The organism is Streptomyces sp. NPDC102402, assembly GCF_044765765.1.
Taxonomy (GTDB): domain Bacteria; phylum Actinomycetota; class Actinomycetes; order Streptomycetales; family Streptomycetaceae; genus Streptomyces.
Window position 1 is genome coordinate 121,222 of record NZ_JBIWKR010000015.1, and the last position, 23,718, is coordinate 144,939.

The window sequence follows — 23,718 nt, forward strand, 5'->3', positions numbered from 1 at the left end:
GGCGTCTCAGGTCAGGGACAGCCGCATCAGGGTCAGGTCGAGCCACCGGCCGAATTTGGTGCCGGCCTCCGGCACCGTGCCGACGTGGCGGAACCCGAAGCGTTCGTGCAGCCGTACCGACGCGGCGTTCTCGGCCTCGATGCCGGCGATCAGGCTGTGGTGGCCGGCCTCGCGGGCCGAGGTGATCAGGCCGCCGAGCAGCGCGGAGCCGATGCCGAGCCCGTGGCGGCCCTCGCGGACGTAGACCGAGTTCTCCATCGTGTGGCGGAAGCCGTCCAGGTCCCGCCAGGGGGCGTACGTCGCGAACCCGGCCACCTCACCCTCCGCCTCGGCCACGAACGCCGAACCGCGCGCGAGGTGCACGGCCAGCCAGGCCGCTCCCTCGGCAGCTGACTGCTGCGTGCCTGTCCAGAGGGCTGTCGAGTGTTCCACCGCGTGGTTGCGGATCTCACGGACGGCTTCCGCGTCGCCCGCGTGCGCAGGGCGTACGGTCACCGCCCCCGCCCTCTCGTATATTGGATTCATGTCCAACATAGTAGATCCTCTGGTCGCCCGGATCGCGGCACGCGTGCGGGCCGAGCGGGAACGACGGCGGTGGACTCTCGCCCAGCTCGCGGAGGCCTCCGGCGTCTCCCAGGCCATGATCAGCCGGATCGAGCGCGGTGAGAGCAGCCCCACCGCCGTCGTCCTCGGCAAGCTGTCCGCCGCGTTCCAGCTCGGCATCGCCTCACTGGTCGCGACGGCCGAAGGGGCGCGGGAGGACACGACCGTGACCACGGGAGTACGCCGGCGGGCCGACGCGGCGCAGTGGCGGGACCCCGGCACCGGGTACCGGCGCCGCCAGGTCAGCGGCCCGCACTTCCCCGCGGAGATCGCCGAGATCCGCCTGCCCCCGGGGGCGCGCGTCCCCTACCCCGCCGCGGCCTTCGCCTTCGTACGCCAGGTCGTCTGGGTCCTCGACGGACGTCTGACCTTCCACGAAGGCGACACGGTCCACGAACTCGACGAGGGCGACACCATCGAGCTCGGCGATCCCACCCCGCGTGTCTTCGCCAACACCACCGACGCCGAATGCCGCTACGCCGTCATCCTGTCCCGAGGCACCCAGCCGTGACCCCTCCTCTCCCCCGGGGCGGAACCCTCCTCCTCGCCGCCATAGCGGGGACGGCGATCGCGAACAACTACGCCCTCCAGCCGGCGCTCACGACGGTCGCCGCCGACCTGGGGGCGCCGCTCTCCGTGATCGGCCTCGTCCCGGCCGCTGCACTCGGCGGCTGCGTCATCGGCTTCGCCTTCCTGCTCCCCCTCACCGACCACCTCGCACCCAACCGCCTGGTCCCGGCCCAGCTCACCGCTCTGGCGGCCGCGCTCGCCCTGGCGGCCGCGGCGCCCGGCGCGGCGGTGCTGCTGACCGCCTACCTGCTCATAGGCGCGGCCGCCGGTGTCGCGGCCCAGGCCGGCAACATCGCGGGCCGCCACGCTCCTCCCGGACGCCGCGGGACCGGGGTCGCCACGGTGGCCGCCGGCATGTCGGCCGGGATTCTGCTCAGCCGCCTGGCCGGAGGAGCGCTCACCGACCTCCTCGGATGGCGGTGGATGCTGCTGGTGTTCTCGGCCCTCGCCCTGCTCGGCGCGACCGCCGCCGCCACACTCCTGCCCGGGCGGCGACCGCACGCCAGTCGCACCTATGCGGCGACCCTCGCCGCGCTTCCCCCGCTCCTGCGCCGGCACCCGCGGCTGCGTCGCGCGGTGGCCACCGGCGGGCTCTGGTACTTCGCGTTCAACCTGATCTGGGTCGCGCTCGCGCTGGCACTCGCCCAGCAGCCCCACGGTCTCGGGCCGACCGCCATCGGCCTGTACAGCCTGGCCGGACTCCTCGGATTCGCCGTGCTCCCGCTCACCGGACGCCTCTGCGACCGGTACACCCCGAACGTCCTGGTCGTCGCGGGCATCGCGGCCGCCGTGACCGGAGCCGCCCTGCTGGCCACCGGCCTGGAGAGCCCCCCGGTCACGGCTCTCGGGCTCGCCCTCTTCGACGCCGGCTGCTTCGCCGCCCAGGCCGCCAACCAGAGCCGCGTCATCGCCCTCGACCCTCACCGGTCCGGCAGCCTCAGCAGCGTCTACCTCGTGCTGTACTTCACCATCGGCAGCCTCGGCAGCTCCCTCGCCGCCCGCCTGCTCGACGCTCTCGGATGGCGCGGCATCACCTTCACCGCTCTCGGCGCACTGCTGCTCGCCGCCCTCCTCGCCCGCCCCGCACGCAGCGGCAACGTCCGGTGTCCACGCCCCCGGGCGTCCGGCCGGTCGCCGGGGTGAGGGCGGGGGAGGTCAGCCCTGGGACGCCCTGATCATGTCCGCGCACTTCTCACCGATCATCATCGTGGTGATGCAGGGGTTGACGGCGGGCAGGAACGGCATCACGGACGCGTCCGCCACCCGCAGACCGCGCACCCCCTTCACGCGCAGCTGCGGGTCGAGGGCTGCCGCCGGATCGTCGGCGGCCCCCATCCGCACGGTGCCGGCGGGGTGGTAGACGGTGTTGTGGGTCTGCCGGATGTAGTCGAGCAGTTCCTCGTCGGTTCCGGCACCGGCCCCCGGTGCCAGTTCCCGGCCGGCCCAGGCGGCCATCGGCGCCCGGCCGACGATGTCCCGGGCGAGCCTGAGCCCGTGGGTCATCACCCGTACGTCGTGCTCGTCCGTGAAGTAGCGGGGATCGACGCGTGGCTTGTCGCGGAAGTCCCGGGTGCGGAGCCGGACGGTGCCCAGGGAACGGGCCCGGGTCACATTGGGGGTGAGGCAGAAGGCGTTCTCGGAGGTCGGGTAGCCCCGCCGGTAGGTGTTCATGTCGAAGGGCACGGATCCGTAGTGGAACATCAGGTCGGGGCGGTCCAGGCCGGATTCGGTGTCGGCGAAGATCCCGATCTCCCACCACTGGGTGGACGTGGTGACCATGGGCTGCCGCGCCTCCCACATGATCACGCCCTCCGGGTGGTCCTGGAGGTGGGAACCGACCGCCGGTGAGTCGACCCGTACGTCCACCCCTGTCGCCCGCAGATGTTCCGCCGGGCCGATCCCGGACAGCATCAGCAGCTTCGGCCCGTCGATGGATCCGCAGGACACGATCACCTCGCGCCGCGCGCCGACGGTACGCGAGTGGATGAGGTCGGGCGTCAGGTACTCGACACCGGTGCACCGCTGTCCGGCGTCGAGAACCAGACGCCTGGCCTGCAGTCCGGTGCGCACTTCGAGGTTCGGGCGCCGGCCGAGGACCGGGTGCAGGTAGGAGACGGAGGCGGATGAACGCGTCCCGTCGGGGCGGGCGTTGATCTGGAACCAGTGCGCGCCGCGGGTGACCGTCGTACCGGTGTTGAACGGCGTGGTGGGAATTCCGGCTTCGGCGCACGCCTCCAGGAGGGCCGCTCCGCACGGGTCGTTCGGCGGGATCGTGCGGATGGTCACCGGGCCGCTCCGCCCGTGGTGGTCGCCGGGTGCGTCGTTGGTCTCCAGCCGCCGGTAGAGCGGGAAGCAGTCCGCGGCGCTCCAGCCCTCGCACCCCAGGGCGGCCCACTCGTCGAGGTCCTCGGCCGGTGCCCAGAAGGCGATGCAGGAGTTGTGGGACGAGCAGCCGCCGAGAACCTTGGCGCGGGCGTGCCGCATGAAGCTGTTGCCGTTGTCCTGCGGTTCCACCGGATAGTCCCAGTCGTAACCGGATTCCAGGAGCCCCATCCACCGGTCGAGCCGCAGGATGTTGTCGTCACCGACGTCGGAGGGGCCGGCCTCCAGGACGCAGACGGTGACGGAAGGGTCCTCGGACAGCCGGGCGGCGACGACCGCGCCGGCCGTGCCCCCGCCCACCACCACGTAGTCGAAGTCGTCCTGAGGTCGGCTCTCAGCAGGCATCTGTGTCTCCGGAATCCGTACGAGGGGTGGGCGCGGCGTCCACGCGGGGGTGCGGGCGGCGCCTAGGCGGGTGGTGGCGTGGGCGCCGTCGTGTCGTCCACCTCGGTGCGGTGGCTCTCGAGAACTCCGGTCCTGTGCCGCTGCACGAACCAGTAGTAGGTGAAGCCGCCGACCGCGACGATGCCGATGAAGACGAACGCGCCCCAGCGCAGGTACCAGTGCTGCGGGCCCGTCGCGTTGTAGACCTCGGCCCGCGGCCAGGCGAGGTTGAGTGCCATGCCCGCCCCCCACAGCACGGCGAGGATGTTGACCGGCAGCCCGAAGCGGCCGAGGGAGAAGCTGCCTTCGGCCGGGTGCCAGGCGCCTCGCAGCCTGCGGATGAGCATGGGGGCCGTGACCATCAGATAGGCCAGGTAGATCATGATCACGGCGATGCTGGTGATCACCGAGAAGATCTGCGGCTGGTTGATGTTGATCACCAGGATGACGACGCCCACCACACCGATCACGACGGCGGGCACCACCGGGGTCTGGAAGCGGGGGCTGACCTTGGCCAGTACCGAACCGGCGGGAAGGTTGTTGTCCCGCGCCATGGCGAACATCAGCCGGATTCCGGCGGCCTGCACGGCGAGCACGCAGACCGTGATCGCGACGACCACGCACCACAGGAAGATCTCTCCGATGGTCGAACCGAGTGTCTCCAGGACCACGTACTGCAGACCGCCGGTCGACAACTCCTTCGCGGCCAGGTCCGGCACCGCCAGCAGCGCGAAGAGCAGGATGAGCCCTCCGATGAGGAACGAGGCGATGAGCGCCCGCAGGATCGCGCGGGGCGCGTTGCGGCCCGGATTGTGCGACTCCTCGCCGAGGGACGACGCGGTGTCGAAGCCGTACATCACGTACGCGGACGCGAGTGAGGCGGTGAGGAACGCGCCGAAGTAGCCGAGGGTCCGGCCTTCGCCGAGCCCGTACGTGTCCGTGAGGACGCTGCTGGGTCCGCGGGTGATGTGCGCGGCGAGGAAGATGATCAGCGCGACGGCTGCGATCAGTTCGATGAACACGCCCGCGGAGTTGATGCGGGCCATGAGCTGGACGCCGAAGGCGTTGACCAGGGTGGAGAAGAGGATCAGGACGGTGCCGAGGAGAACGGCGTTCGTCGCCGCGTCGTTCTTGCCTGTGCCGTCGCCGACGAACTGGAACCAGCTGTCGATCTGCGGCAGCGTGATCTGGTAGGCGAGCGCCACGGCGGAGAGCGAGACCATGGTGGCGGTCATCATCATCCAGCCGCCGAGCCAGCCGATGTGCGGGCCTCCCATGCTCTTGGCCCAGTTGTAGATCGAGCCGGCCACCGGATAGCGGGCGGCGAGCTCGCAGAAGCACAGGGCGACCATCAGCTGGCCGGCGAAGACCATGGGCCAGGACCACCAGTAGGCCGGTCCGCCGAAACTCACGCCGAAGTAGAACAGCTGGAAGGTGCCGGTCAGGATCGAGATGTAGCTGATGCCCGCGGCGAAGGTGTGGAAGTTGCCCAGGGTCCGCTTGAGTTCGGGTCTGTAGCCCAGCTCGGCCAGTGAGTCGTCGTCGTGGCTGCCGTCGGGCCGGGTGCCGGGCGGAGGGGCGCTCGCCGGGCCGGGGCCCGCCGGGTCGGAATGGCTCATTCGAACCACCTCTGCGGCCGCGCCGCGGTGTTGCGCCAGATGTGTTTGGCCTCCTGGTACTCCGCGAGACCGGCCGTGCCCAGCTCGCGGCCCACACCGGACTGCTTCATGCCGCCCCACTCGGCCTGCGGTACGTACGGATGGAAGTCGTTGATCCAGACCGTCCCGACGCGCAGGCCGGCAGCCACCCGGTGAGCGCGCTCGGCGTCCTGCGTCCAGACCGCCCCGGCCAGGCCGTAGACGGTGTCGTTGGCCAGCGCGACGGCCTCCGCCTCCTCCCGGAAGCGCTCGACCGTCAGGACCGGGCCGAAGGACTCGTCCCGCACCACGGTCATGTCGGGAGTGCACTCGTCGAGAACGGTGGGCAGGTAGTAGAAGCCGTTCCGCAGCGCCGGGTCGTCCGGGCGGGCGCCACCGCAGCGCAGCACCGCTCCCTCCGCCAGACCGGCGGCCACGTACGCCTCGACCTTGTCGCGGTGTGCGGCCGAGATCAGTGGCCCGCTGCGGGCGTTCTCGTCGAACGGTCCGCCGAGCCGGATGTCCCGGGCGCGGCGTACGAGCTCGTCCACGAACGCGTCGTGCAGCCGGTCCTCGACGAGCAGCCTGGCGCCCGCCGAGCAGACCTGCCCGGCATGCAGGAACACCGCCGTCAGCGCGTAGTCGACGGCCGTGTCGAACTCGGTGTCGGCGAAGACGATGTTGGGGTTCTTGCCGCCCAGTTCGAGTGCGATCTTCTTCACGGTCGGCGCGGCCGCCGCCATGACGAGCCGCCCCGTGACGAGGCCGCCGGTGAAGGAGACCATGTCCACGCGCGGGTCCGAGCTCAGCGGCGCACCGGCGGTCGCCCCGGCCCCGAGCACCAGGTTCGCCACGCCGGGCGGCAGTCCGGCCTCGGTGAGCCCCTGCATCAGGAGGATCGAGGTGTGGGGCGTCAGCTCACTGGGTTTGAGGACGAACGTGTTGCCGGCGGCGAGCGCGGGAGCCACCTTCCAGGCGGTCTGCAGCAGGGGGTAGTTCCACGGGGTGATCAGGGAGCAGACACCCACCGGCTCGTGGACCACTCTGCTGTCGATCCCGGCGTCCCCCGTGTCGACGACTCGGCCGGTGCCGCCGGAGGCGACCAGGTTCCCGAAGTAGCGGAAGCAGTTCGCGATGTCGTCCATGTCGTACTCGCTCTCCACGAGCCGTTTCCCGGTGTCCAGGGTCTCGGCTCTGGCGAACGCGTCCTTGTCCCGTTCGAGCAGGTCGGCGACGCGCAGCAGCAGTCGGCCCCGCTCCGCGGCCGGCGTCCGGGGCCACGGGCCCCGGTCGAAGGCCGCACGCGCCGCGGCCACCGCCGCGTCCGCGTCGCGCGGTCCGGCCTCGTCGACGACGGCGACCAGCTTCCCGTCCGCAGGGCAGCGGATCTCGCGCTTTCCGCCCTCGATGGCAGCGCTCCACCGGCCACCGATGAACAGTTCAGGCATGACGTCCTCCGGGCTCGCACGTGGAAGGGGGGCGCGGTGGCCGACCGTGCGGAGCTCGACACCCAACGTAGGCGCGGCCCGGTCCCGCCGCGCGCCGAGCGACCCGCGCGACGCGGCCCGCGCCCCGTCGGCCCACTCGCGCCAGGCATTGGTTTCCGGTCGAAGCCAGGAGTTTCACGTATGAACCACTTGCACATCGACGCAGCTCACAGGGTAGTTCGCGGTTGTACCACTCACTTCTGTCCACATGGCGGACACCTCGCACCCGACCCGCACACCGCCTCCGAGCTGGCCGAACGGCCATTCGGTAGGCAGGTCGCGCGACGATCGGGCCGGAAAGGGCCGATCGATGTGCGGTCACCGCCCGCAGGCATCAGACTCCCCACCGCAACCACCCCCCGAATTCAAGGAGAGACACGAATGCCTCACAAGACCCGCAGACCCTTCGTAATCACCATGCTGTCGACACTCATCGTGTCCGGCACGGTCGCGGTGGGTGCCGCCCAGGCCCTGCCCGCTCAGCCGGCCGGCCTCTACGCGCCGTCGGCCCTCGTCCTCTCGGTCGGCAAGGGCGGTGCCGGTCCGGTCGCCGTCCAGCGGGCCGTCACCCTGAGCTGCGCGCCCCGCGCCAGTGGCACCCACCCCTCGCCGGACGCGGCCTGCACGGAACTGGCGAAGGTCGAAGGTGAGTTCACCCAGCTGACCGCGGAACGCCCACAGGGGCGGTGCACGCGTCAGTGGGATCCTGTCGTCGTCTCCGCGACCGGTGTGTGGCAGGGCCGCGAGGTCTCCTGGTCCGCCACCTTCGGCAACGCGTGCGAAATGCGGGCGAGCCTGGCCGAGGGGCCGGTCTTCTCCTTCTGACCTGTCGCCTCGCGCGCACGGTCCGGACGGACCGGAACGTCCTTCACGCGGCTCCGGCTTCCCGGACGACCCGCAGCGGCCCACGCCCTCACCGCGAGCACGGTGAGGGCGTGGGCCTTGGGTGCTTCACCCCTGCTTCACCCCCGCACCCTGTCCGGCTCCTGGTCCGACGTGAGCCGAAAGGGGACGACGCCCCGGCGGCGGCGCCCCGTAGCGCACGTCGCAGGCCTCCCACCCGAACTATGGTGAAGCACCGGACCAGGACCGACGAGGGGGACGCGATCAACACCGCCGAAAGGGGCCGGCACTCGCTGGACCCCGCCAACGTGAGGAACGCGAAGAACACCATCTTCGAACTCCTGAGCCGCGCGGGAGTATTCCGGGGCGACGCCGAGGAGCTGATCGCGCTCGTGGAGGCCGGGGCGGTCGCGGACGCCCACAGCCAGGCGGAGAAGGCGGCCGGTGCCCCGGCCGGGGAGGGCGAGCCGTACGCCCTCGGCTGGCACGACGGAGCCCGGGCCGTCGGTGAGGAGCTCGTCCGCGTCGCCGAGCGTGCCCTCGACCGTGCCATCGGTGATTCCGGGGACGCCGCCCCGGGAGGCCATCACCCCGTCGGAAGGATGGACGTGGAGCGCGCGAAGGTCGCCGTGACGCCGCTCCATCTCTCCGTCAGCGACGCCTCGGATCTTGATCCCGAGGTGTCGGACGAAGTCCTCACGGCGGTGCTCGGCACGATGAGCGTCGTGGGACGGGTCGGGTACGCCGGCCGGCTGGAACAGTTCACCGACTCCCACCGGCAGCGGCTGGTCCGGCTGTACACGCGGTTCGGGCCGCGCAGCCGTATCGCGGTCCACGGCCGCTACTCCCTCCTCCACTCCCCCTCGAGCGTCGCCGTGATCGAGCGCCTCATCAACGCGCCGTCGGCGCTCAGGGCGGAATGGGAGCTCGCGGAGCTGCCCCCGGCCTGGCTGGAAGGACTCTCCAGGGCCTGGCACGCGTCGGAGGTGCCGGCCGGCTGACACCTGGCACAGGAGAGCGGGACGCGCGGGCGCCGGCGAAGGGATGCCGGCGGCGCGGTCCGTGGGGACCCCGCGCCGCCGGCCCGGACGGTCCTCAGTCCAGCGGTTCGATCCGGATGTTGCGGAAGCGCACCTTGTTCCCGTGGTCCTGGAGCCGGATCGCTCCGGCGGCAGGGCCCTCCGGCACACCCGCACCGGTCGGTCCGTCGACCGTGATGTCGTCGTGGACCTTCCGGCCGTTCCACACCACCGTCACGCGCGCGTCGGCGGTCTTGTTTCCGCCGTCGTCGAAGCGCGCCGCGCGGAACGTGATGTCGTAGGTCTGCCAGGTCTCCGGGGCCGTGGCCGCGTTGACGTCCGGAGCCTTCTTCTGGTAGATCGCCCCGGCCTCGTTCGTGTCGAGAGTGGTGTCGCCGTACGAATCGAGGATCTGGAGCTCGTAGCGGTCCTGGAGGTAGATGCCGCTGTTGCCGCGGTCCTGGCCGGTCACGTCGTCCGGCAGGAGCGGCACCCTGAACTCCAGGCTCAGCCTGAAGTCCTGGTAGGCGTCCTTGGTCCGGATGTCGCCGCAGCACACCTCCATCGACTTCCCGTCGGCCAGCGGCCATTCGAGGCGTCGGCCGTCCGTGTGCTGCCACTGCTCCTGGGAGGCGGCGGTGCCGTCGAAGAGCGGGACCTGATCACCGTGCGGACGTACGGTGATCAGGTCGAGGTTCACATGCCCTGCGTCACCCGGGTCGAAGCGGTACGAGAGGGTGTTGGGGCCCGCGTGCAGGCGGACGCGCTCGGTCTGCGTCGACCAGGCGTCCCAGGTCCCGGTCGAGGCGAGCTTCGTCTGCCTCAGCTTCTTCCCGTTGACGTGGAGGGAGAGCGACTTGGTGCCCTGATAGGGGTTGGGGCCGTTGGAGTAGCGCAGGTTCACGTCGTAGTCGCCGGCCTCGGGCACCGTGACGTCGAAGTCCGTGGCGGCCCGGTTCTCCGTGTTGTAGCGGTCGACGAAGCCGCTGCCCGAGTAGCCGGTGTGATCGGTGTGGATTCCCGCCGTTCCGGTGAGGCGCGCCTCCTCCGCCTCGTACAGCGTGGCGGCCGGGGGCTGCTTGCCGGGCAGTGCGTTGAGCGTGTACCAGGCCTCGGTGCTCCACAGCGCCTCGCCGGACCCGGAGGCGAAGGGGCGAGGTGAACGGAGGTGCACGACCCGCCCCGGCTTGAGCCCGTCCAGACGCAGCTTCACCGTGCGGCCGTCCTCGGCGAGCGCCCCGGAGCGCACGGTGAGCCGCTCCTCACCGATCTTCGGGCCGCCGTAGTCGGAGGTGGGGGTGTAGCGCCACTGCTCGGCCTGGTAGCGCTCCGTCAGCTTCTCCGCGGTGGCCTGTGACAGCGGTTGGGTGTATTCGAGGTCGAAGCCACCCGGGACGGCCCGCATCTCCTGGATGTCGAAGGTGTCGCCGCCGTTCGGCGTGAGCTTCTGCAGGCCGAACTTCAGCTTCCCTTCCTGGCCCCAGTTGCCGTCGGCGCCGAGACCGCCCGCGTACACCGCCCCGTCCGGCCCCATGGTGATGCGGTTGACACCGGCTTCGAGTCCCTGGGTGTAGCGGAAGACGGCACCCTGGTACTCCCCCTTCACCTTCTCCAGGTAGGCGCGCTGGAGTCCGCCGTAGGTGACGTCTCCGATCAGCATCTGGCCGGCGAACCGGCCCTTGGTCAGGTACAGCGGTGTACTCGGGGAGTTGCCGATCTCGTTCTGCGGCAGCCAGACCACCGGCTGGGTGACAGCGCGGTTGTCGAACCCGCCCGACGGTTGGGTGTAGTGGTTGAAGAAGCGGTCCTGCTTGATCTGGACGAGCTTCGACGCGGGCAGCCAGCCGCCCTGGTTGTCCGTGGTGAAGAGGGAGTTGCCGGGGCCCCAGCCGATCCCGTTCGGGGTGCGCAGGCCGCCCGCGATCGCGTGGATCCTGCCCGTCCTCTTGTCGACCTTGTACGTCGTGCCGCGGCCCTCCGCCGGCTGCGGAGTGGTGGTCGCGCCGCCGTAGTCGATGGCCACGGACAGGTTCACGTAGAAGTAGCCGTCTCGGTAGAGCAGTCCGAAGGCGAACTCGTGGAAGTTCCCGCCGTACGGCCAGGTGGCGACCGTGCGGTACTCGTCCGTGACGAAGTCATCACCGGTGTGCACGAGTTGTGTCAGCTCGTGCTTCTGCGAGACGTACAACGACCCGTCCACGTACTTGATGCCCATCGGTTCGCGCAGACCCTCCGCCACCTTCTTCACCGTCACCTTGTCGCGGCTGGTGTCGCCGGTGACGTGGTCGAGGAGGTAGACCTCGCCGGTCCGGCTCTCCGAGCCGCCCCAGGTGGAGAGGGCCAGACGGCCGTCGGGCAGCCAGTCCATGCCGGTGACCTGCGGCTCGAAGCCTTCCGGGCGCAGGTCGGTGAGGTCGAGGTCGGGGCGCACATCGGCGAGCGGCAGGCCGTCCCCGGGGCTGTCCGCACCCGACTCGCACTCCTTGCGGCCCGGGGCGGTCACCCGTACGACCCCCGCGTCGGTGCTCAGGGACTCGTGAGGGACGACGCCGAAGTCGTCCGCGCCCGGCGGCTTCCACGCGAGGGTCAACTGCTGCTCGCCGCCCCGCTCGAAGTAGTCGACCTCGAACGGGTGCGAGCCCGCGGTCAGCTGGGCGGATCCGTCCTTGGGTTCGGCGCCGTGCGGACCGTCGTGGTCGATGACCTCCGTCCCGTCGATGGTGAGCCGCGAGCCGTCGTCGCTGTTGAGGCGGAAGCCGTACGTCCCGTCCTCGGGGACCACGAGGTAGCCGGAGACCTCGGCCACGAAGTTGTCCGCGTAGCCGCCGAAGTCGTCGGCCGTAGACCAGTCCACGGTGGACATCAGCGCGTCGTGGTTGGGCGTCTGGCCCGGTTTGAGGGTGCACAGGGCGTTGAGCGGCACCTGGGTGTCGAAGACGCGCAGGGTGACGCCCGGTTCCTGCGGCGGGATCTCTTCGGGGACGGCGGCGGCCGGGGGGCCTGCCCAGACACCTCCGGCGAGGAACCCTCCGACGAGCAGAGTGGTGAGCAGGTTTCGGGCACGTGGTAACAGCCGTGGATGCATCGGTCCTCCAGCGGGGGGTGGCACTCCGGTCGGGCTGTGCGGATCCGTGAAGCAGCGGTTCGCCTACAGCGGCGCCGTCACGCTAGGGACTTCTGCTGAAGAAGTCCATACTTTGTCATCTGGAAGTTAAAAGTGGACCAACACCCCGCTTCCCCTTGACAGTTCGAGCGCCTCCCCGCGCATCGGGCGGCGTTCTGCCTCACGGGAACCGCGTACGTCCGCACATCGATCCGCGGCCGTCGCCGGAACGAGGCCGGGGCGGGAGGCGGGCGGACGTCCGCTCGTCTCCCGCCCCGGCCTCCGGTCACCGGCGGGCAGCCGTCACGACGACGCCTTCGCCGCCTTCCTCGCCCCGGTCCGGGGCAGCCTCGTGGCCCCGGCGGCGGCCAGCAGGCAGAAACCGAGCACCCACCAGAAGGTGTCGGCGAACGCCGAGGCGATGTCCGGACCCCGGGCGGACAGCCGGCTCTGCAGGACCACGGCGAGGGCGGCCGTGCCCACCGATCCGCCCACGGTGTTCAGCAGGTTGAGTGCTCCCGAGGCGCGGGGAAGTTGCTCGGGCTCGATGCGGCTGTAGACGATGTTCATGACCGGCGCGCCGACCATCGCCATCCCGAGACCGCGGACCGCCAGCGCCACGGCGACCGCGGCGTCCGGGACGCCGTGGCCGAGCTGGGTGAACGGCACCGTACCCGCCAGGATCAGCGCGATGCCGGTCACCACCAGGGTCCTCGGCGCGACCTTGTCGATGGTGCGGTTGACCAGGACCGATCCCGCGGCCGCGCCGAGCCCTTGAGGAGCGAGCAGCAGCCCGGCCTCCCAGGCGGACAGGCCGCGGCCGGTCTGGAAGTACAGCGGGAGCAGGAACATCGTGCCGAACACCGAGGCGCCCAGGACCAGCAGCGCGAGGGCTGCGGCGCCGAAGGGCGGCCGGGTGAACAGCCTGGGGTCGACCAGCGGTGTGCCGCTGGTGCGCAGCCCGTGCAGGGTGAAACCGGCCAGCATCGCCAGCCCGGCCGTCACACCGGCCACGGCCGGCAGCGTACGGCCGTGGGCCACCTCGGTCAGCCCGTACACCAGCACGGCGAGACCGGGCGAGAGGAGCACGGCCCCCCGCAGGTCGAACGGTGTACGCCGCGTGGCCGGCGGCACGGAGGGCACATGGCGACGGGCCAGGAGTACGGCGGCCAGACCGATCGGCAGGTTGACCAGGAACAGCCACGGCCACGGCGCCACGCTCAGGATGGAGCCACCGGCCAGCGGGCCGAACACCGGTGACAGCAGCGGGACCACCGCGACGACGCTGATCACCCGTCCGGTGCGCTGGGGGCCCGCGACGCGGGCGAGCAGAGCCTGCCCGGTCGCGGGCAGCAGCCCGCCCCCGAGTCCCTGGATCACCCGGAAGACGATCAGACTGGTCGCTGACCAGGCCAGCGCACACAGGACCGATCCGATGAGGAACACGCCCACGGCGGCGAGCCAGGTCCTCCGGCCGCCGAACCGGCCGGCCAGCCAGCCGGAGGCGGGGACGGCGGCGACCACCGCGAGCAGGTAGGCCGTCGTGACCCACTGGATCTCCGCGACGGACGCGTGGAACTCGCGGGTCAGCGCGTCGATGCCGACGCTGACGATGGTGGCGTCGAGCGAGGCCATGAAGGTGCCGAGCACCAGGATGAACGCGACCCGCAGCAGATCGCGGTCCACCCGCTCGACGGGCGGCGCGGCATCCCCGCTCATCGGTCCTCCAGAAGATCGAGCACGTCCTCGTCGAGGTGCTTGTCCAGCGAACGGAGCAGGTCGAGCAGTTCGTCGGCCAGCCCCTCCGCGTCCACCCCGGCCCGGTGGGCCAGCACGCCGGTCCATCCGTCACCGTCTGGCATGACCGTCAGGGTGACCGGGTGGTGCGTGGCCTCGCGGAAACGGGTCCCGACGACCGTGAGCCCGGGGGCGGGCTCACGGAGGCGATCCGGGTCGACCGGATAGTTCTCGAACACCACCAGGCTGTCGAACAGCCTGCGCCGTCCGGTCAGCCGCTCCAGGTCGGACAGAGCGACGTGGTGGTGGTCCACCAGGACCCGCTGCCGGCTCTGCAGCTCGGCGAGCGTGTGGGCGAGTGTGCCTCCGAGCCGTGCCCGCACGGGCACGGTGTTCGCCAGCAGCCCGATGATCTCCTCGACACCCTCCAGATCCGGGGGGCGGCAGGCGACCATGGCCCCGAAGCAGACATCGGTCCGGCCGGAGCGGCGCCCCAGCAGCACCGCCCACGCGCCCTGCACCAGGGTGTTCCGCGTCAGACCGCGCTGTGCGGCGAGGCGGGTGAGACCGGCGACGAGCTCCGCGTCGAAGCCGATGACCTCGGGCTCCTGCCAGGCGGGCCCGGGTTCGCCGCCGCCGAGGTAGTCACCCTCGGGCAGGCCGTCCAGCTCGGCCCTCCAGGCATCGAGGTCGGGCTCGTGGTCGGCGCACCAGCGCAGGTAGTCCGCGAACGGCACCGGGGCGGGAAGGCCGTGAGCCCCGCCCCGGACCCGCGCCGTGTAGAGGGCGAAGAGTTCGGTGAGGACACGCGGTGCCGACCAGCCGTCGGAGAGCACGTGATGGCTGGTCAGGACCAGGTCGGCGCGCTCCGGACCGCTCCGGATCACTGTCAGCCGGAACAGCGGGCCGTGGGCGAGATCGAAGGGCTCAGCCAGGTCTGCGGCCAGCACCTCCTCGGCCGGCCCGTCGGCGACCCGGAAGTCCGGCCGGGGCGAGGCGGGGATCACCGCGAGCGCGGCGGGGAACACGGCGCCCAGATTCGGGTGACGGTTCAGCAGGTCGGACCCCGCCGCACGCAGGGCGTCGAGGTCGAGCGGCCCGGCGAGGGAGAACGCCGACTGCACGGTGTACGGGTCGGGGCGCTCGGTTCGCGAGTGCCGCAGCATCACCTCCTGCAGCGGGGTCAGCGGCTGGACCTCGGCCACGGGGTGGCCGGGGCCGAGAGCCTCGATCTCCGGAGCGGCGGCGGTGCGCAGCAGCGCGGTCCGCAGGTGCTCGGCCAGGTCCTCGATCTCGGCGGCGGTGAAGAGCGCGGAAGGCCAGGTGATCCTGACCCCGAGGGCCTCGTCGCGTACGAGGGCGTTGACCATCAGGCTGTGGGGCAGGGGCATCGCTTCGGAGCCGCCCGAGCCGAGCGGGTCGGCGTCGGGCGGCGACTGCCACGGGGTCTCCCGTGCCGCGGCGCCGGGGTACTGGCCGAGATAGTTCCAGGCGACCTCCGGCACCACCGGTTCCAGCAGCCCGGCCGCGGTGAGCACACCGTGGCCGAGGCCGTCGCCCTGGGCCCGCAGCCGATCCCTGACCGCCCGCACGTCGTCGTCGGCGTCGAGCAGCACGGGGTGGACGGCGGTGAACCAGCCGACGGTCTGGGACAGGTCGACCTGCCGCGGCCGGCCGTGGCTCTCCAGGGCGACCAGCAACTGCTGCGTCCCCCGCCAGTCCCGTACCGCCTGGGCGAGCGCAGTCAGCAGCACGGCGTCCGGTGTGGTCCGGTAGGCGGCGGGCAGCGTCGTGATCAGGGCGCGGGTCGAGTCGGTGTCGAGACGGATCTCGTGGTGCGTCGCGGTGGACACCGTGTCCCGGGCGGGGTCGAGCGGGCCGGTGAGCGCCGGTGTGGCCCTCATCCTCCGCCAGTGCGGCAGTTCGGCGCGCCGGTCGGCGTCGTGCAGCGTGCGCGTCCATCCGAGGAACGACTGTCCGTGCCGGGCCAGGGTTCCACCGGCGTAGGCGTGTTCCACGTCGTCGAGCAGGATGCGCCAGGACACACCGTCGACGACCAGGTGGTGGGCGATCAGGACGAGCCGGCCCGGCCGGACGGGCCCGGCGTCGACCCAGACCGCGCGCAGCAGCGGCCCGGTGCGCGGGTCCATCGACGCCCGGGCCGCGGCGGTCCCGGCGTCGGCCGCGGCCCGCAGGCCGTCCGCCGCGCGTGCGTGGGTCAGCACCTCGGCTCCGGTCACCGCACCGGCCGGGGGGATGCGCAGCACGCCGTCGGCCAGGTGGGCCCGCAGCACGTCGTGGCGGGCCAGGAGTGCGTCGAGCACGCCGGTCCAGGCCGTCGCGTCGCCCCCTGCCGGGACGCAGATCTCCACCCACTGGCAGAAGCCGTCCGCAGTGCTTCCCGCGCGGCGCAGCAGGTCGCGCATGACCGGGGTCAGCGGCGCGTCCCCGACCGCGGGTGCCTCACCGCCGTCCAGGGCGCGGGCCCGCGCGGCCGTCCGGGCGACCGTCTCGCCTTCGAACACGTCCTTCGCGGAGAGGCCGAGGCCCTTCCGCCGGGCCCGTGACACCACTTGCAGTGCCACGATGCTGTCCCCGCCGATGGCGAAGAAGTCGTCGTCGAGGCCGATGTCCTCGGTGCCCAGGATGTCCCGGAGGACTCCGAGCAGCACCGCCTCGGCCTCGGTGGCGGGCTCACGCCGTGCGGCGGCTGCTGTCTCGGGGGCAGGCAGTGCCGAGGTGTCGAGCTTTCCGCCGGGGCCGAGCGGCAGCCGGCTGATCGGAACGAGCGCCGTGGGGACCATGTGGTCGGGCAGTTCCCCGGCGAGGTACTCCCGGAGCCGCGCGGTGTCCAGGTCCGCGCCGTCCGTCGGGATGACGTAGCCGACGAGCCTGCCCTCCCGCATGATCACGGCACAGGCGCGGACATCGGCGTGCGTGGTCAGGGTGGACTCGATCTCGCCCAGTTCGACGCGGAAGCCGCGGATCTTGACCTGGTGGTCGGCGCGGCCGAGGAACACCAGCTGTCCGTCCGGCCGCCACCGCACCAGGTCGCCCGTGCGGTAGATCCGCTCCCCCGGCGGGCCGAACGGGTCGGCCACGAACGTCGACGCGGTCAGGCCGGGGCGGCCGAGGTAGCCGCGGGCCAGGCTCGGTCCGCCGAGGTACAGCTCACCCGTCACGCCGACGCCGACCGGCTGGAGCCCGCCGTCGAGAACGTAGGCGCGGACGTCGGGGTCGGGGCGGCCGATCGGCAGCGGACCGGTGTCGTCGGGGTCGTACCGCCACGTCGTGGAGTTGATCGTGACCTCGGTCGGACCGTAGGCGTTGAACAGTGCTCTGCGGCCCTCCCCCCAGCGCCTGGCCAGTTCGGGGTCGAGGCGCTCGGCGCCGACGACGAAGAACACGTCGGGGGCGACGGTGCGGTCGTCGGGCATCGCGGCCAGGAACGAGGGGAGCAGGTTCACTCCGGTCACCCGGTGCTCGACGATGTAGTCGAGGAGTTCGTCGCCGGGGACCCGCACCTCCTCGGGTGCGATCACGGAGGTGCCGCCGGAGAGCAGGGGCACCATGGTCTGCCAGAACGCGACGTCGAAACTGGTCGACGCGAAGTGGAGGTACCGGTCGTGCTCGGTGACCCCGACGACCTCCTCCTGAAGGGCGATCAGATCGGGCACGCCCCGGTGGGTCACGCCGACGCCCTTGGGCCGTCCGGTGGTGCCGGACGTGTAGATGACGTAGGCGAGGGCGTCGTCGGTGAGTGCGGCGCGCGCCTCGGCCGGGTCGGTGTCGGGCGCGGACGCGAGGGTGGCCGGGTCGTCCAGCCGCAGCACCGGGATCTCGCGGGCGACGGGCAGTTCGGCGCCGGTCGTCACGGCGGCGGCCGGGGCGATGTCGTCGAACATGAAGGCGAGCCGCTCACGCGGGTAGCTCGCGTCCATGGGTACGTACACCGCGCCGGCCTTGGCCACGCCGAACAGCGCCACGGTCATCTCGATGTCACGTCCGAGCAGCACCGCCACCGGGTCCTGGGGCCGCACCCCGCGTGCGATCAGCGCGTGGGCGACGCGGTTGGCCTGCCGGTCCAGTTCGGCGTAGGTGAGGCTGCGGTCCCGGCAGACCAGGGCCTCGGCGCCGGGATTGCCGCGCACCCGGGCGGCGAACTCGTCCAGCCAGTGGCCCCGGGCCTTCGCGGCGACGGTCCCGGTGCCGGTGCGCAGCATCCGCTCGCGCTCGCCGGGGTCGAGCGAGGGCAGGCGGACGGCGGGTCGTGACGGGTCGTCGACGATCTCCCGCAGGAGGTTGTGCAGCCAGCGCCCGTAGTCGCGCACGGCCGAGGAGGTGAAGGCGCGCGGCTGGTAGCCGAGACCGATCGTGATCTCGTCGTCGGGAATCACGATGACGGTCAGGGCGTAGTGCGTGGCGTCTGTGATGTCCACCCCGGCCAGGTCGAGCCCGGGGGCGAGCGGGGTGCGCTTCCGGCTGGAGAGCGGGAAGTTCTCCATCACCAGCATCGTGTCGAACAGTTCGCCGATCCCTGCCACCCGCTGGATCTCGGGCAGCCCGACGTGGTGGTGCTCCGCGAGGACGACGCTCTCCGCGTGGACCTGTGCCATGAGGTCGCGCGCGCTCTGGTCACGGGTGTGCCGGACGCGCACCGGGATCGTGGTACCGAGCTGGCCGATCATCGACTCCACGCCGTCGACCTCGGCGGGCCGTCCGGAGACCGGGCAGCCGAACACGACGTCGAGGCGGCCGGTGAGCCTGCCCAGCAGCAGTCCCCAGGCGGTCTGGAGCACCGTGGTCAGGGTGACGCCCTCCGCGCGGGCGAACGCGCGGAGCCGGTCGCTGAACTCGCGGCCCAGGCCGACGGTCTCGCGGCCCGGCCGCTCGATGCCGGTCCCGGCGCTCGCGGGTGCCAGCCGCGTCGCCTCGTCGACGCCCTCCAGCGCGGAGCGCCACGCGTCGAGGGACGCCTCCCGGTCCCGGCCCGCGAGCCACCGGAAGTACTCGGGGAGGGGCGGAGCGGCGGGCGCGGCGGGGCCGCCGCTCAGCTCGGAGTAGAGGGCGAGCAGGGTGCGGCCGACCAGCGGCATCGACCAGCCGTCGAGCAGTGCGTGGTGGTTCGTGATCACCAGCTTGTGCTCGGCGGGCCCGACACGGGACAGCAGGAAGCGGATCAGCGGCGGCCGGCCCGGATCGAAGGGGCGCTCGAGATCGGCGCGCGCGGCTTCGGGGAACCGGTCGTCCACCCGCCAGTCCAGGGAGACCTCGGCGGGGACCACCTGCACCACCTCGTCCCCGGCGGTGCCCAGGTACACACGCAGGGCGGGGTGCCGGCGCAGGAGTTCGCGCGCGGCCTCGGCCATCCGGTCCGGGATCAGTTCGCCGACGAGCGTCGTCACGGCCTGGACGACGTAGACGTCGGTCGCGCCGTCGTCGCGCACCAGGGTGTGGAAGGAGAGCCCGACCTGCAGCGGTGTGGCGGGCAGTACGTCGTCGATGCGGCCGACGCGTTCGAGGGTGTCGATGGCCGCCTGGTCGAGGCCGACCAGCGGGAGGTCGGACGGGGTCAGCCCGCCCCGGGTACGCAGTGCGTGCTCGGCCAGCGCGTCCAGGGCGGCGGCCCACGCCTCCTGAAGGGCCTCGACGGTGCCGGTGCCCAGCACCCCGGTCGCGGCGGTCCACTCGACGGCGAGCCGGGGCGCGCCCTCCTCGTGGACGAAGCAGTTGAGGGCCAGGACCTGCTCCAGGCCCTTGGCGTCGGGTTCGGTCACGGAGAAGGCGTCGCGCTCCGGCAGACGCCATCCACCGGCGGGCAACGGGGCGAAACGGCCCAGGTAGTTCAGCAGGACGTCCGGCGCCGGGACGGCCGACAGCCCGGGACCGGCCTCCGGGTCGAGGTGGCGGAGCACGCCGTACCCGATGCCGCCGTCGGGGACACCGCGCCTGGCCTCCTTGGCCGCGCGCAGCGCCCGCCCGACGTCGTCGGAGGCGGGTACGCGGACCGGGTACTCGCTGGTGAACCAGCCGACCGTACGGGCCAGATCGAGGTGCTCGCGGCCGTGTCCCTCCATGGAGACGGTCACGGCGTCCCCGGCCAGGCCCCATCCGCGCAAGGCCAGCACGAGCGCGGCGAGCAGGACCTCGTCCACTCCGGCACGGTACGCGGCGGGAAGGGTGGCCAGCAGCGCCTCGGTGACCTCGGGCGAGGACACCGTCACCGAACGGTGGGCTGTCGACACCGTGTCCCTCGCCGGGTCCAGCGTCCGGGTGCCCAGCCGGGACGCCGAGGCGAGCGTGGTCCGCCAGTGGTCGAGTTCGCCCCGTCGCGCACCGGACGCGCCCTGATCGGCGAGCAGCAGGGCGTGCCGGCGCCAGGACGCCCCGACCGGCTCCAGAGCGCCGCCGGTGCAGGCCCGGTACAGGTCGGGCAGGAGGATGCGCCAGGACACACCGTCCATGGCGAGGTGGTGCACGACGAGAACCAGCCGGTCCGGCGTGCCGTCGTCGCCGCGGAGCAGGGCCGCGCGCAGGAGGTCGCCGGTCCTCGGGTCGAGTTCGCCCGCCAGCCGCCCGGCCAGGGTGCTCGGGTCCTCGCCGCGGACCTCGTGGACGACGGCCCGTACCGCACCCCGGGGCAGCACGTCCAGGCCGTCGCCCGCCCGCAGCCGCAGGGCGTCGTGGTGGTCGAGCACGGTCCGCACGCCGGCGGCGAGGTCGTCGTGGGCGAGGTCGTCGACGCTCAGCACGGTCCACTGCGCGTATCCGGCGACGACGTCGACGTCCGGATGCGGGTCGAGCAGCCCGCGCACGATCGGCGGCGCGGGCACAGTCCCGGACGGGTCGTCCAGCGGCTCGGGAGCGTCCTCCAGCAGTTCGGCGGAGGCGGCGAGAGCCGCGAAACTGCGGCGGGCCAGCAGGTCTCGCGGCCGCAGCCCGAGGCCCGCGGCCCTCAGCCTGCTGCTGATGGTGATCGCTGTGATGCTGTCCCCGCCGAGGGCGAAGAAGTCGTCGTCCACGCCGACCCGTTCGACCTCGAACGCCTCGGCGAGGACGGCGCACAGCACGCGCTCCCGCTCGGTGCCCGGCTCCCGGCCGCCGCCGGCCGAGGCGGGTGCGGGCAGGGCGGCGCGGTCGAGCTTGCCGTTGGGCGTGACCGGCAGCCCGGCGAGCACCACCACCGCGGCGGGCACCATGTGGTCCGGCAGCCGCCCGGCGAGGTGCGCGCGCACCTCGTCCCCGGTCGCCGTGGCGGTCACGACGTAGCCGATCAGCCGGGACGAGAGCACCCGGGCGGCCGCCGCGGTGACCCCGGGCACCGCCGCGAGGGCCGCTTCGACCTCCCCGGTCTCCACCCGGTGGCCGCGGATCTTGATCTGCCCGTCGCCCCGGCCCCCGTACGCGAGGCCCCGGCCGGGCACCCATCGGGCCAGATCGCCGGTGCGGTACATCCGTTCGCCGGGCGCGCCGAACGGGTCGGCGACGAAGCGGTCGGCGGTGGCCCCCGGCCTGCCGAGATATCCGCGTGCCAGGTGCGGCCCGGCGAGGTAGAGCTCGCCCGTCGCTCCGTGCGGGACGGGCTGCAGCGCGCTGTCCAGCACGTAGGTCCGGGTGCCGGCGAGCGGGTGGCCGATCGTCGGCTCGCCGTCGTCGATCCGGGCGGTGGTGCTGTCGACGGTCGCCTCGGTCGGGCCGTACATGTTGCGCGCGTTCGTCCCCGACGCGGCGACCCTGCGCCACAGCGCGGGCCCGGTGGCCTCCCCGCCGAGGACGAGCAGCGTGGGCCGCAGGTCCAGCAGGCCGCCCTCGACCAGCGGCGCGGCCATCGACGGGGTGGTGTCGACGATGTCGATGCCGTCGCGGCCGTACGCGGCGAGGAGCGCGTCGGCGTCGCGGATCGTCTCGGCGTCGTAGACGTGCAGTTCGTGACCGCAGAGCAGCCACACCAGGTGGTCGAAGGCGGAGTCGAAGGCGAACGAGTAGGTGTGCGCGGCGCGGAGCCTTCTCCCCGCGGCCTGCTCGGCCTCGGCGACGACGGTCGACCGCTGGTGGTGCAGCAGCGCGGCCAGACCGCCCGCCCGGCCGAGCACTCCCTTGGGCCGTCCGGTCGAGCCGGAGGTGTGGATCACGTAGGCGAGGTGCTCGGGGTGCCGGGGTGCGGCCAGTTCGCCGGCCGTCAGGGGTTCGCCGGACAGCTCGGCGGCCTCACCGAGCAGGGTGTCCCAGGGCAGTCCGTCGACCCGGCCGGAGGAGACCACCAGTGCGGGGCGGGTGTCGTCGATCAGCTCGCGCAGCCGCTCGGGCGGGTACGCGGCGTCCAGGGGCAGGAAGGCGGCGCCCGCGTCGAGCACCGCGAGGAGGGCGACCACCGAGTCGGCCGAGCGCGGCAGCGCGAGGGCGACGATGTCGTCGGGCCCGATCCCTCGGGCCCGCAGCGCACGCGCCAGCCGGTGCACGCGTCCCGCGAGGTCCGCGGCGGACAGCCGCTCCTCCCCGCACACGAGGGCCGTGCGTCCTGGCTCCGTGGCGGCCATCGCGTCGAAGGCGGTGGGCACGTCCACCGGCACGCCGGGCAGCGCGGGCGGGCACCACTGCTCCATCAGCCTCTCGGCGTCGGCGGTCATCGCGATCCGCCCGACCGGAAGACCGTCGACGAGCGCGGTGAGCAGGATCCGCAGCCCGGACAGCAGACTGTCGACCGAGGCCTGGTCGTTGGTCCGCGCGTCGACCTCGAAGCCGAGCAGCAGCCCGCCGTCGCGGGTCGGCAGGACGCTCAGGCCCATGTCCTCGGGCGGGCCTCCCGCGACGTTGCGCATGACACCGCCGGCGCCGGCGAAGTCGATCGCCAGGTCGAACGCCTTGAGGTTGATCCCGCGCCCGTGGAGCAGCGCGCCGGCTCCGGGCACGCCGAGGTCCTGCGGCAGGTCCTCGCCCCTGTACCTCTGGTGGTCGCGCATCTCGCGCATGGCGCAGGAGACCCGCCGGCTCAGCTCTCCGAGCCGGTCGCCGCCGCGCACGGTCACCCGCAGCGGCAGCACGTTGACCGCCATGGCGGGCGTGCGCAGCTCGACGGAGCCCGCCCGGCACATCAGCGGCAACGCGAACACGACATCGGTGCGGGCCAGCATCCGGTGCAGGAAGGCGGCGTATCCGGCGATGAGTGCCTCGCCCCAGGTGACGCCCTCGCCGTCGGCGAACGCGCGCAGCCGGGCCGTCTCCTCGGGCGTGAGGACGGTGCGGGCGGTCAGGGTGCCGGCGGGGGCACCGGCGGCGGTGTCGTGGTCGTCGCGGGCGCCGAGCTCGGGCAGCGGGGTGAACCGCTCGACCCAGTACGCGCGGTCCTCGGCGAACCGGTCGCTGTCCCGGTAGGCCCGGTCGGCGGCGACGAGGGCGGCGAGGCTGCCGAAGGTGCACTTCGCCGGCTCCGTCCCGCGCACCAGGGCGGTGTAGCGGGCGCCGGTCCGGCGGGCGAGCATCGCGGCGGAGTAGCCGTCGAAGACCAGGTGGTGGCCGAGCTGGGTGTACCAGACCTCCCGGTCGGACAGCCGGATGACGGTGCGTGAGCAGAGTGGTCGGTCCACCATCCCCCGGCACGCTTCGGCGGCCCGCGCCCGCTCCGCCTCGACCAGCGCCTGTGCGGCGGCAACCGGATCGGCGGCCCCCCTGACGTCAAGGACCTCGGGAGGCGCGACCGGCTCCTCGCTGACCGCCTGGCGTGGCCCTTGCGGGGTGTCGTACACCCGCAACCGCAGTGTCTCGGCCTCCTGGGCCGTCGCCCGTACCGCCTCGGTCAGCGCCTCTACGTCGACGGGCTCGGTGCCGGATATCTCCACCACGTCGCCGACCACGTAGTACGGCGAGTCAGGCTCCAGGCGCTGTGCGTTCCAGATGCCCAACTGGGCCTGGGTGAGGGGGAGGAGGCCGTCCGAGGACACGCTCGCGGTGCTCAA

Annotated in this window: 11 protein-coding genes; 4 read left to right on the forward strand and 7 right to left on the reverse strand. The window is 72.5% G+C overall.

Annotation, left to right across the window (positions count from 1 at the left end; all coding sequences use genetic code 11):
- Positions 1 to 6: 6 nt before the first annotated feature.
- On the reverse strand, positions 7 to 525 hold the full coding sequence (locus tag ACIRJR_RS30860; protein WP_403786690.1) for a GNAT family N-acetyltransferase: 519 nt from the start codon (positions 523 to 525) through the stop codon (positions 7 to 9).
- Between ACIRJR_RS30860 and ACIRJR_RS30865 the strand changes: the two genes are divergently transcribed.
- Positions 524 to 1,114, forward strand: coding sequence for a helix-turn-helix domain-containing protein (locus ACIRJR_RS30865; RefSeq protein ID WP_403786692.1), 591 nt, complete (start codon positions 524 to 526; stop codon positions 1,112 to 1,114). The two genes, ACIRJR_RS30860 and ACIRJR_RS30865, sit on opposite strands and share 2 nt — an antisense overlap.
- A complete protein-coding gene (locus ACIRJR_RS30870; protein ID WP_403786694.1) occupies positions 1,111 to 2,316 on the forward strand; it encodes an MFS transporter in 1,206 nt (401 codons plus the stop codon). Before ACIRJR_RS30865 ends, ACIRJR_RS30870 begins: the two co-directional genes overlap by 4 nt.
- A gap of 12 nt (positions 2,317 to 2,328) precedes the next feature.
- Here the strand turns inward: ACIRJR_RS30870 and ACIRJR_RS30875 are convergent, their stop codons facing one another.
- From ACIRJR_RS30875 to ACIRJR_RS30885, 3 genes are all read right to left on the reverse strand, one after another.
- Complete coding sequence (locus ACIRJR_RS30875) at positions 2,329 to 3,900, reverse strand: GMC family oxidoreductase (protein ID WP_403786696.1); 1,572 nt, start codon at positions 3,898 to 3,900, stop codon at positions 2,329 to 2,331.
- Positions 3,901 to 3,962: 62 nt separating this feature from the next.
- Positions 3,963 to 5,558: an APC family permease gene (locus ACIRJR_RS30880; protein ID WP_403786698.1), complete on the reverse strand. Its 1,596-nt coding sequence runs from the start codon at positions 5,556 to 5,558 to the stop codon at positions 3,963 to 3,965.
- On the reverse strand, positions 5,555 to 7,024 hold the full coding sequence (locus tag ACIRJR_RS30885) for an aldehyde dehydrogenase family protein (protein WP_403786700.1): 1,470 nt from the start codon (positions 7,022 to 7,024) through the stop codon (positions 5,555 to 5,557). Before ACIRJR_RS30885 ends, ACIRJR_RS30880 begins: the two co-directional genes overlap by 4 nt.
- 420 nt (positions 7,025 to 7,444) lie before the next feature.
- On the opposite strand from ACIRJR_RS30885, the gene ACIRJR_RS30890 reads away from it, so the two are divergent.
- Both ACIRJR_RS30890 and ACIRJR_RS30895 read left to right on the forward strand, forming a co-directional pair.
- Positions 7,445 to 7,888: a subtilase-type protease inhibitor gene (locus tag ACIRJR_RS30890; RefSeq protein ID WP_403786702.1), complete on the forward strand. Its 444-nt coding sequence runs from the start codon at positions 7,445 to 7,447 to the stop codon at positions 7,886 to 7,888.
- 242 nt (positions 7,889 to 8,130) lie between these two features.
- A complete protein-coding gene (locus ACIRJR_RS30895; RefSeq protein ID WP_403786704.1) occupies positions 8,131 to 8,907 on the forward strand; it encodes a hypothetical protein in 777 nt (258 codons plus the stop codon).
- A 94-nt stretch (positions 8,908 to 9,001) separates the two neighbouring features.
- Here ACIRJR_RS30895 and ACIRJR_RS30900 read toward each other — a convergent pair whose 3' ends face one another.
- From ACIRJR_RS30900 to ACIRJR_RS30910, 3 genes are all read right to left on the reverse strand, one after another.
- A complete protein-coding gene (locus ACIRJR_RS30900) occupies positions 9,002 to 12,010 on the reverse strand; it encodes a family 16 glycoside hydrolase (RefSeq protein ID WP_403786706.1) in 3,009 nt (1,002 codons plus the stop codon).
- 321 nt (positions 12,011 to 12,331) lie between these two features.
- Positions 12,332 to 13,747 carry an MDR family MFS transporter gene (locus tag ACIRJR_RS30905; RefSeq protein WP_403786708.1) on the reverse strand — a complete coding sequence of 472 codons (1,416 nt, stop codon included), beginning with the start codon at positions 13,745 to 13,747 and terminating at the stop codon, positions 12,332 to 12,334.
- Positions 13,744 to 23,718 carry an amino acid adenylation domain-containing protein gene (locus ACIRJR_RS30910; RefSeq protein WP_403786710.1) on the reverse strand — a complete coding sequence of 3,325 codons (9,975 nt, stop codon included), beginning with the start codon at positions 23,716 to 23,718 and terminating at the stop codon, positions 13,744 to 13,746. Before ACIRJR_RS30910 ends, ACIRJR_RS30905 begins: the two co-directional genes overlap by 4 nt.

Coding starts and splice junctions, on each gene's coding strand:
- ACIRJR_RS30875 (WP_403786696.1), bottom strand. CDS start 3,900: ATGCCTGCTGAGAGCCGACCTCAGGACGACTTCGACTACGTGGTGGTG.
- ACIRJR_RS30890 (WP_403786702.1), top strand. CDS start 7,445: ATGCCTCACAAGACCCGCAGACCCTTCGTAATCACCATGCTGTCGACA.
- ACIRJR_RS30880 (WP_403786698.1), bottom strand. CDS start 5,558: ATGAGCCATTCCGACCCGGCGGGCCCCGGCCCGGCGAGCGCCCCTCCG.
- ACIRJR_RS30860 (WP_403786690.1), bottom strand. CDS start 525: ATGAATCCAATATACGAGAGGGCGGGGGCGGTGACCGTACGCCCTGCG.
- ACIRJR_RS30865 (WP_403786692.1), top strand. CDS start 524: ATGTCCAACATAGTAGATCCTCTGGTCGCCCGGATCGCGGCACGCGTG.
- ACIRJR_RS30900 (WP_403786706.1), bottom strand. CDS start 12,010: ATGCATCCACGGCTGTTACCACGTGCCCGAAACCTGCTCACCACTCTG.
- ACIRJR_RS30905 (WP_403786708.1), bottom strand. CDS start 13,747: ATGAGCGGGGATGCCGCGCCGCCCGTCGAGCGGGTGGACCGCGATCTG.
- ACIRJR_RS30885 (WP_403786700.1), bottom strand. CDS start 7,024: ATGCCTGAACTGTTCATCGGTGGCCGGTGGAGCGCTGCCATCGAGGGC.
- ACIRJR_RS30895 (WP_403786704.1), top strand. CDS start 8,131: ATGGTGAAGCACCGGACCAGGACCGACGAGGGGGACGCGATCAACACC.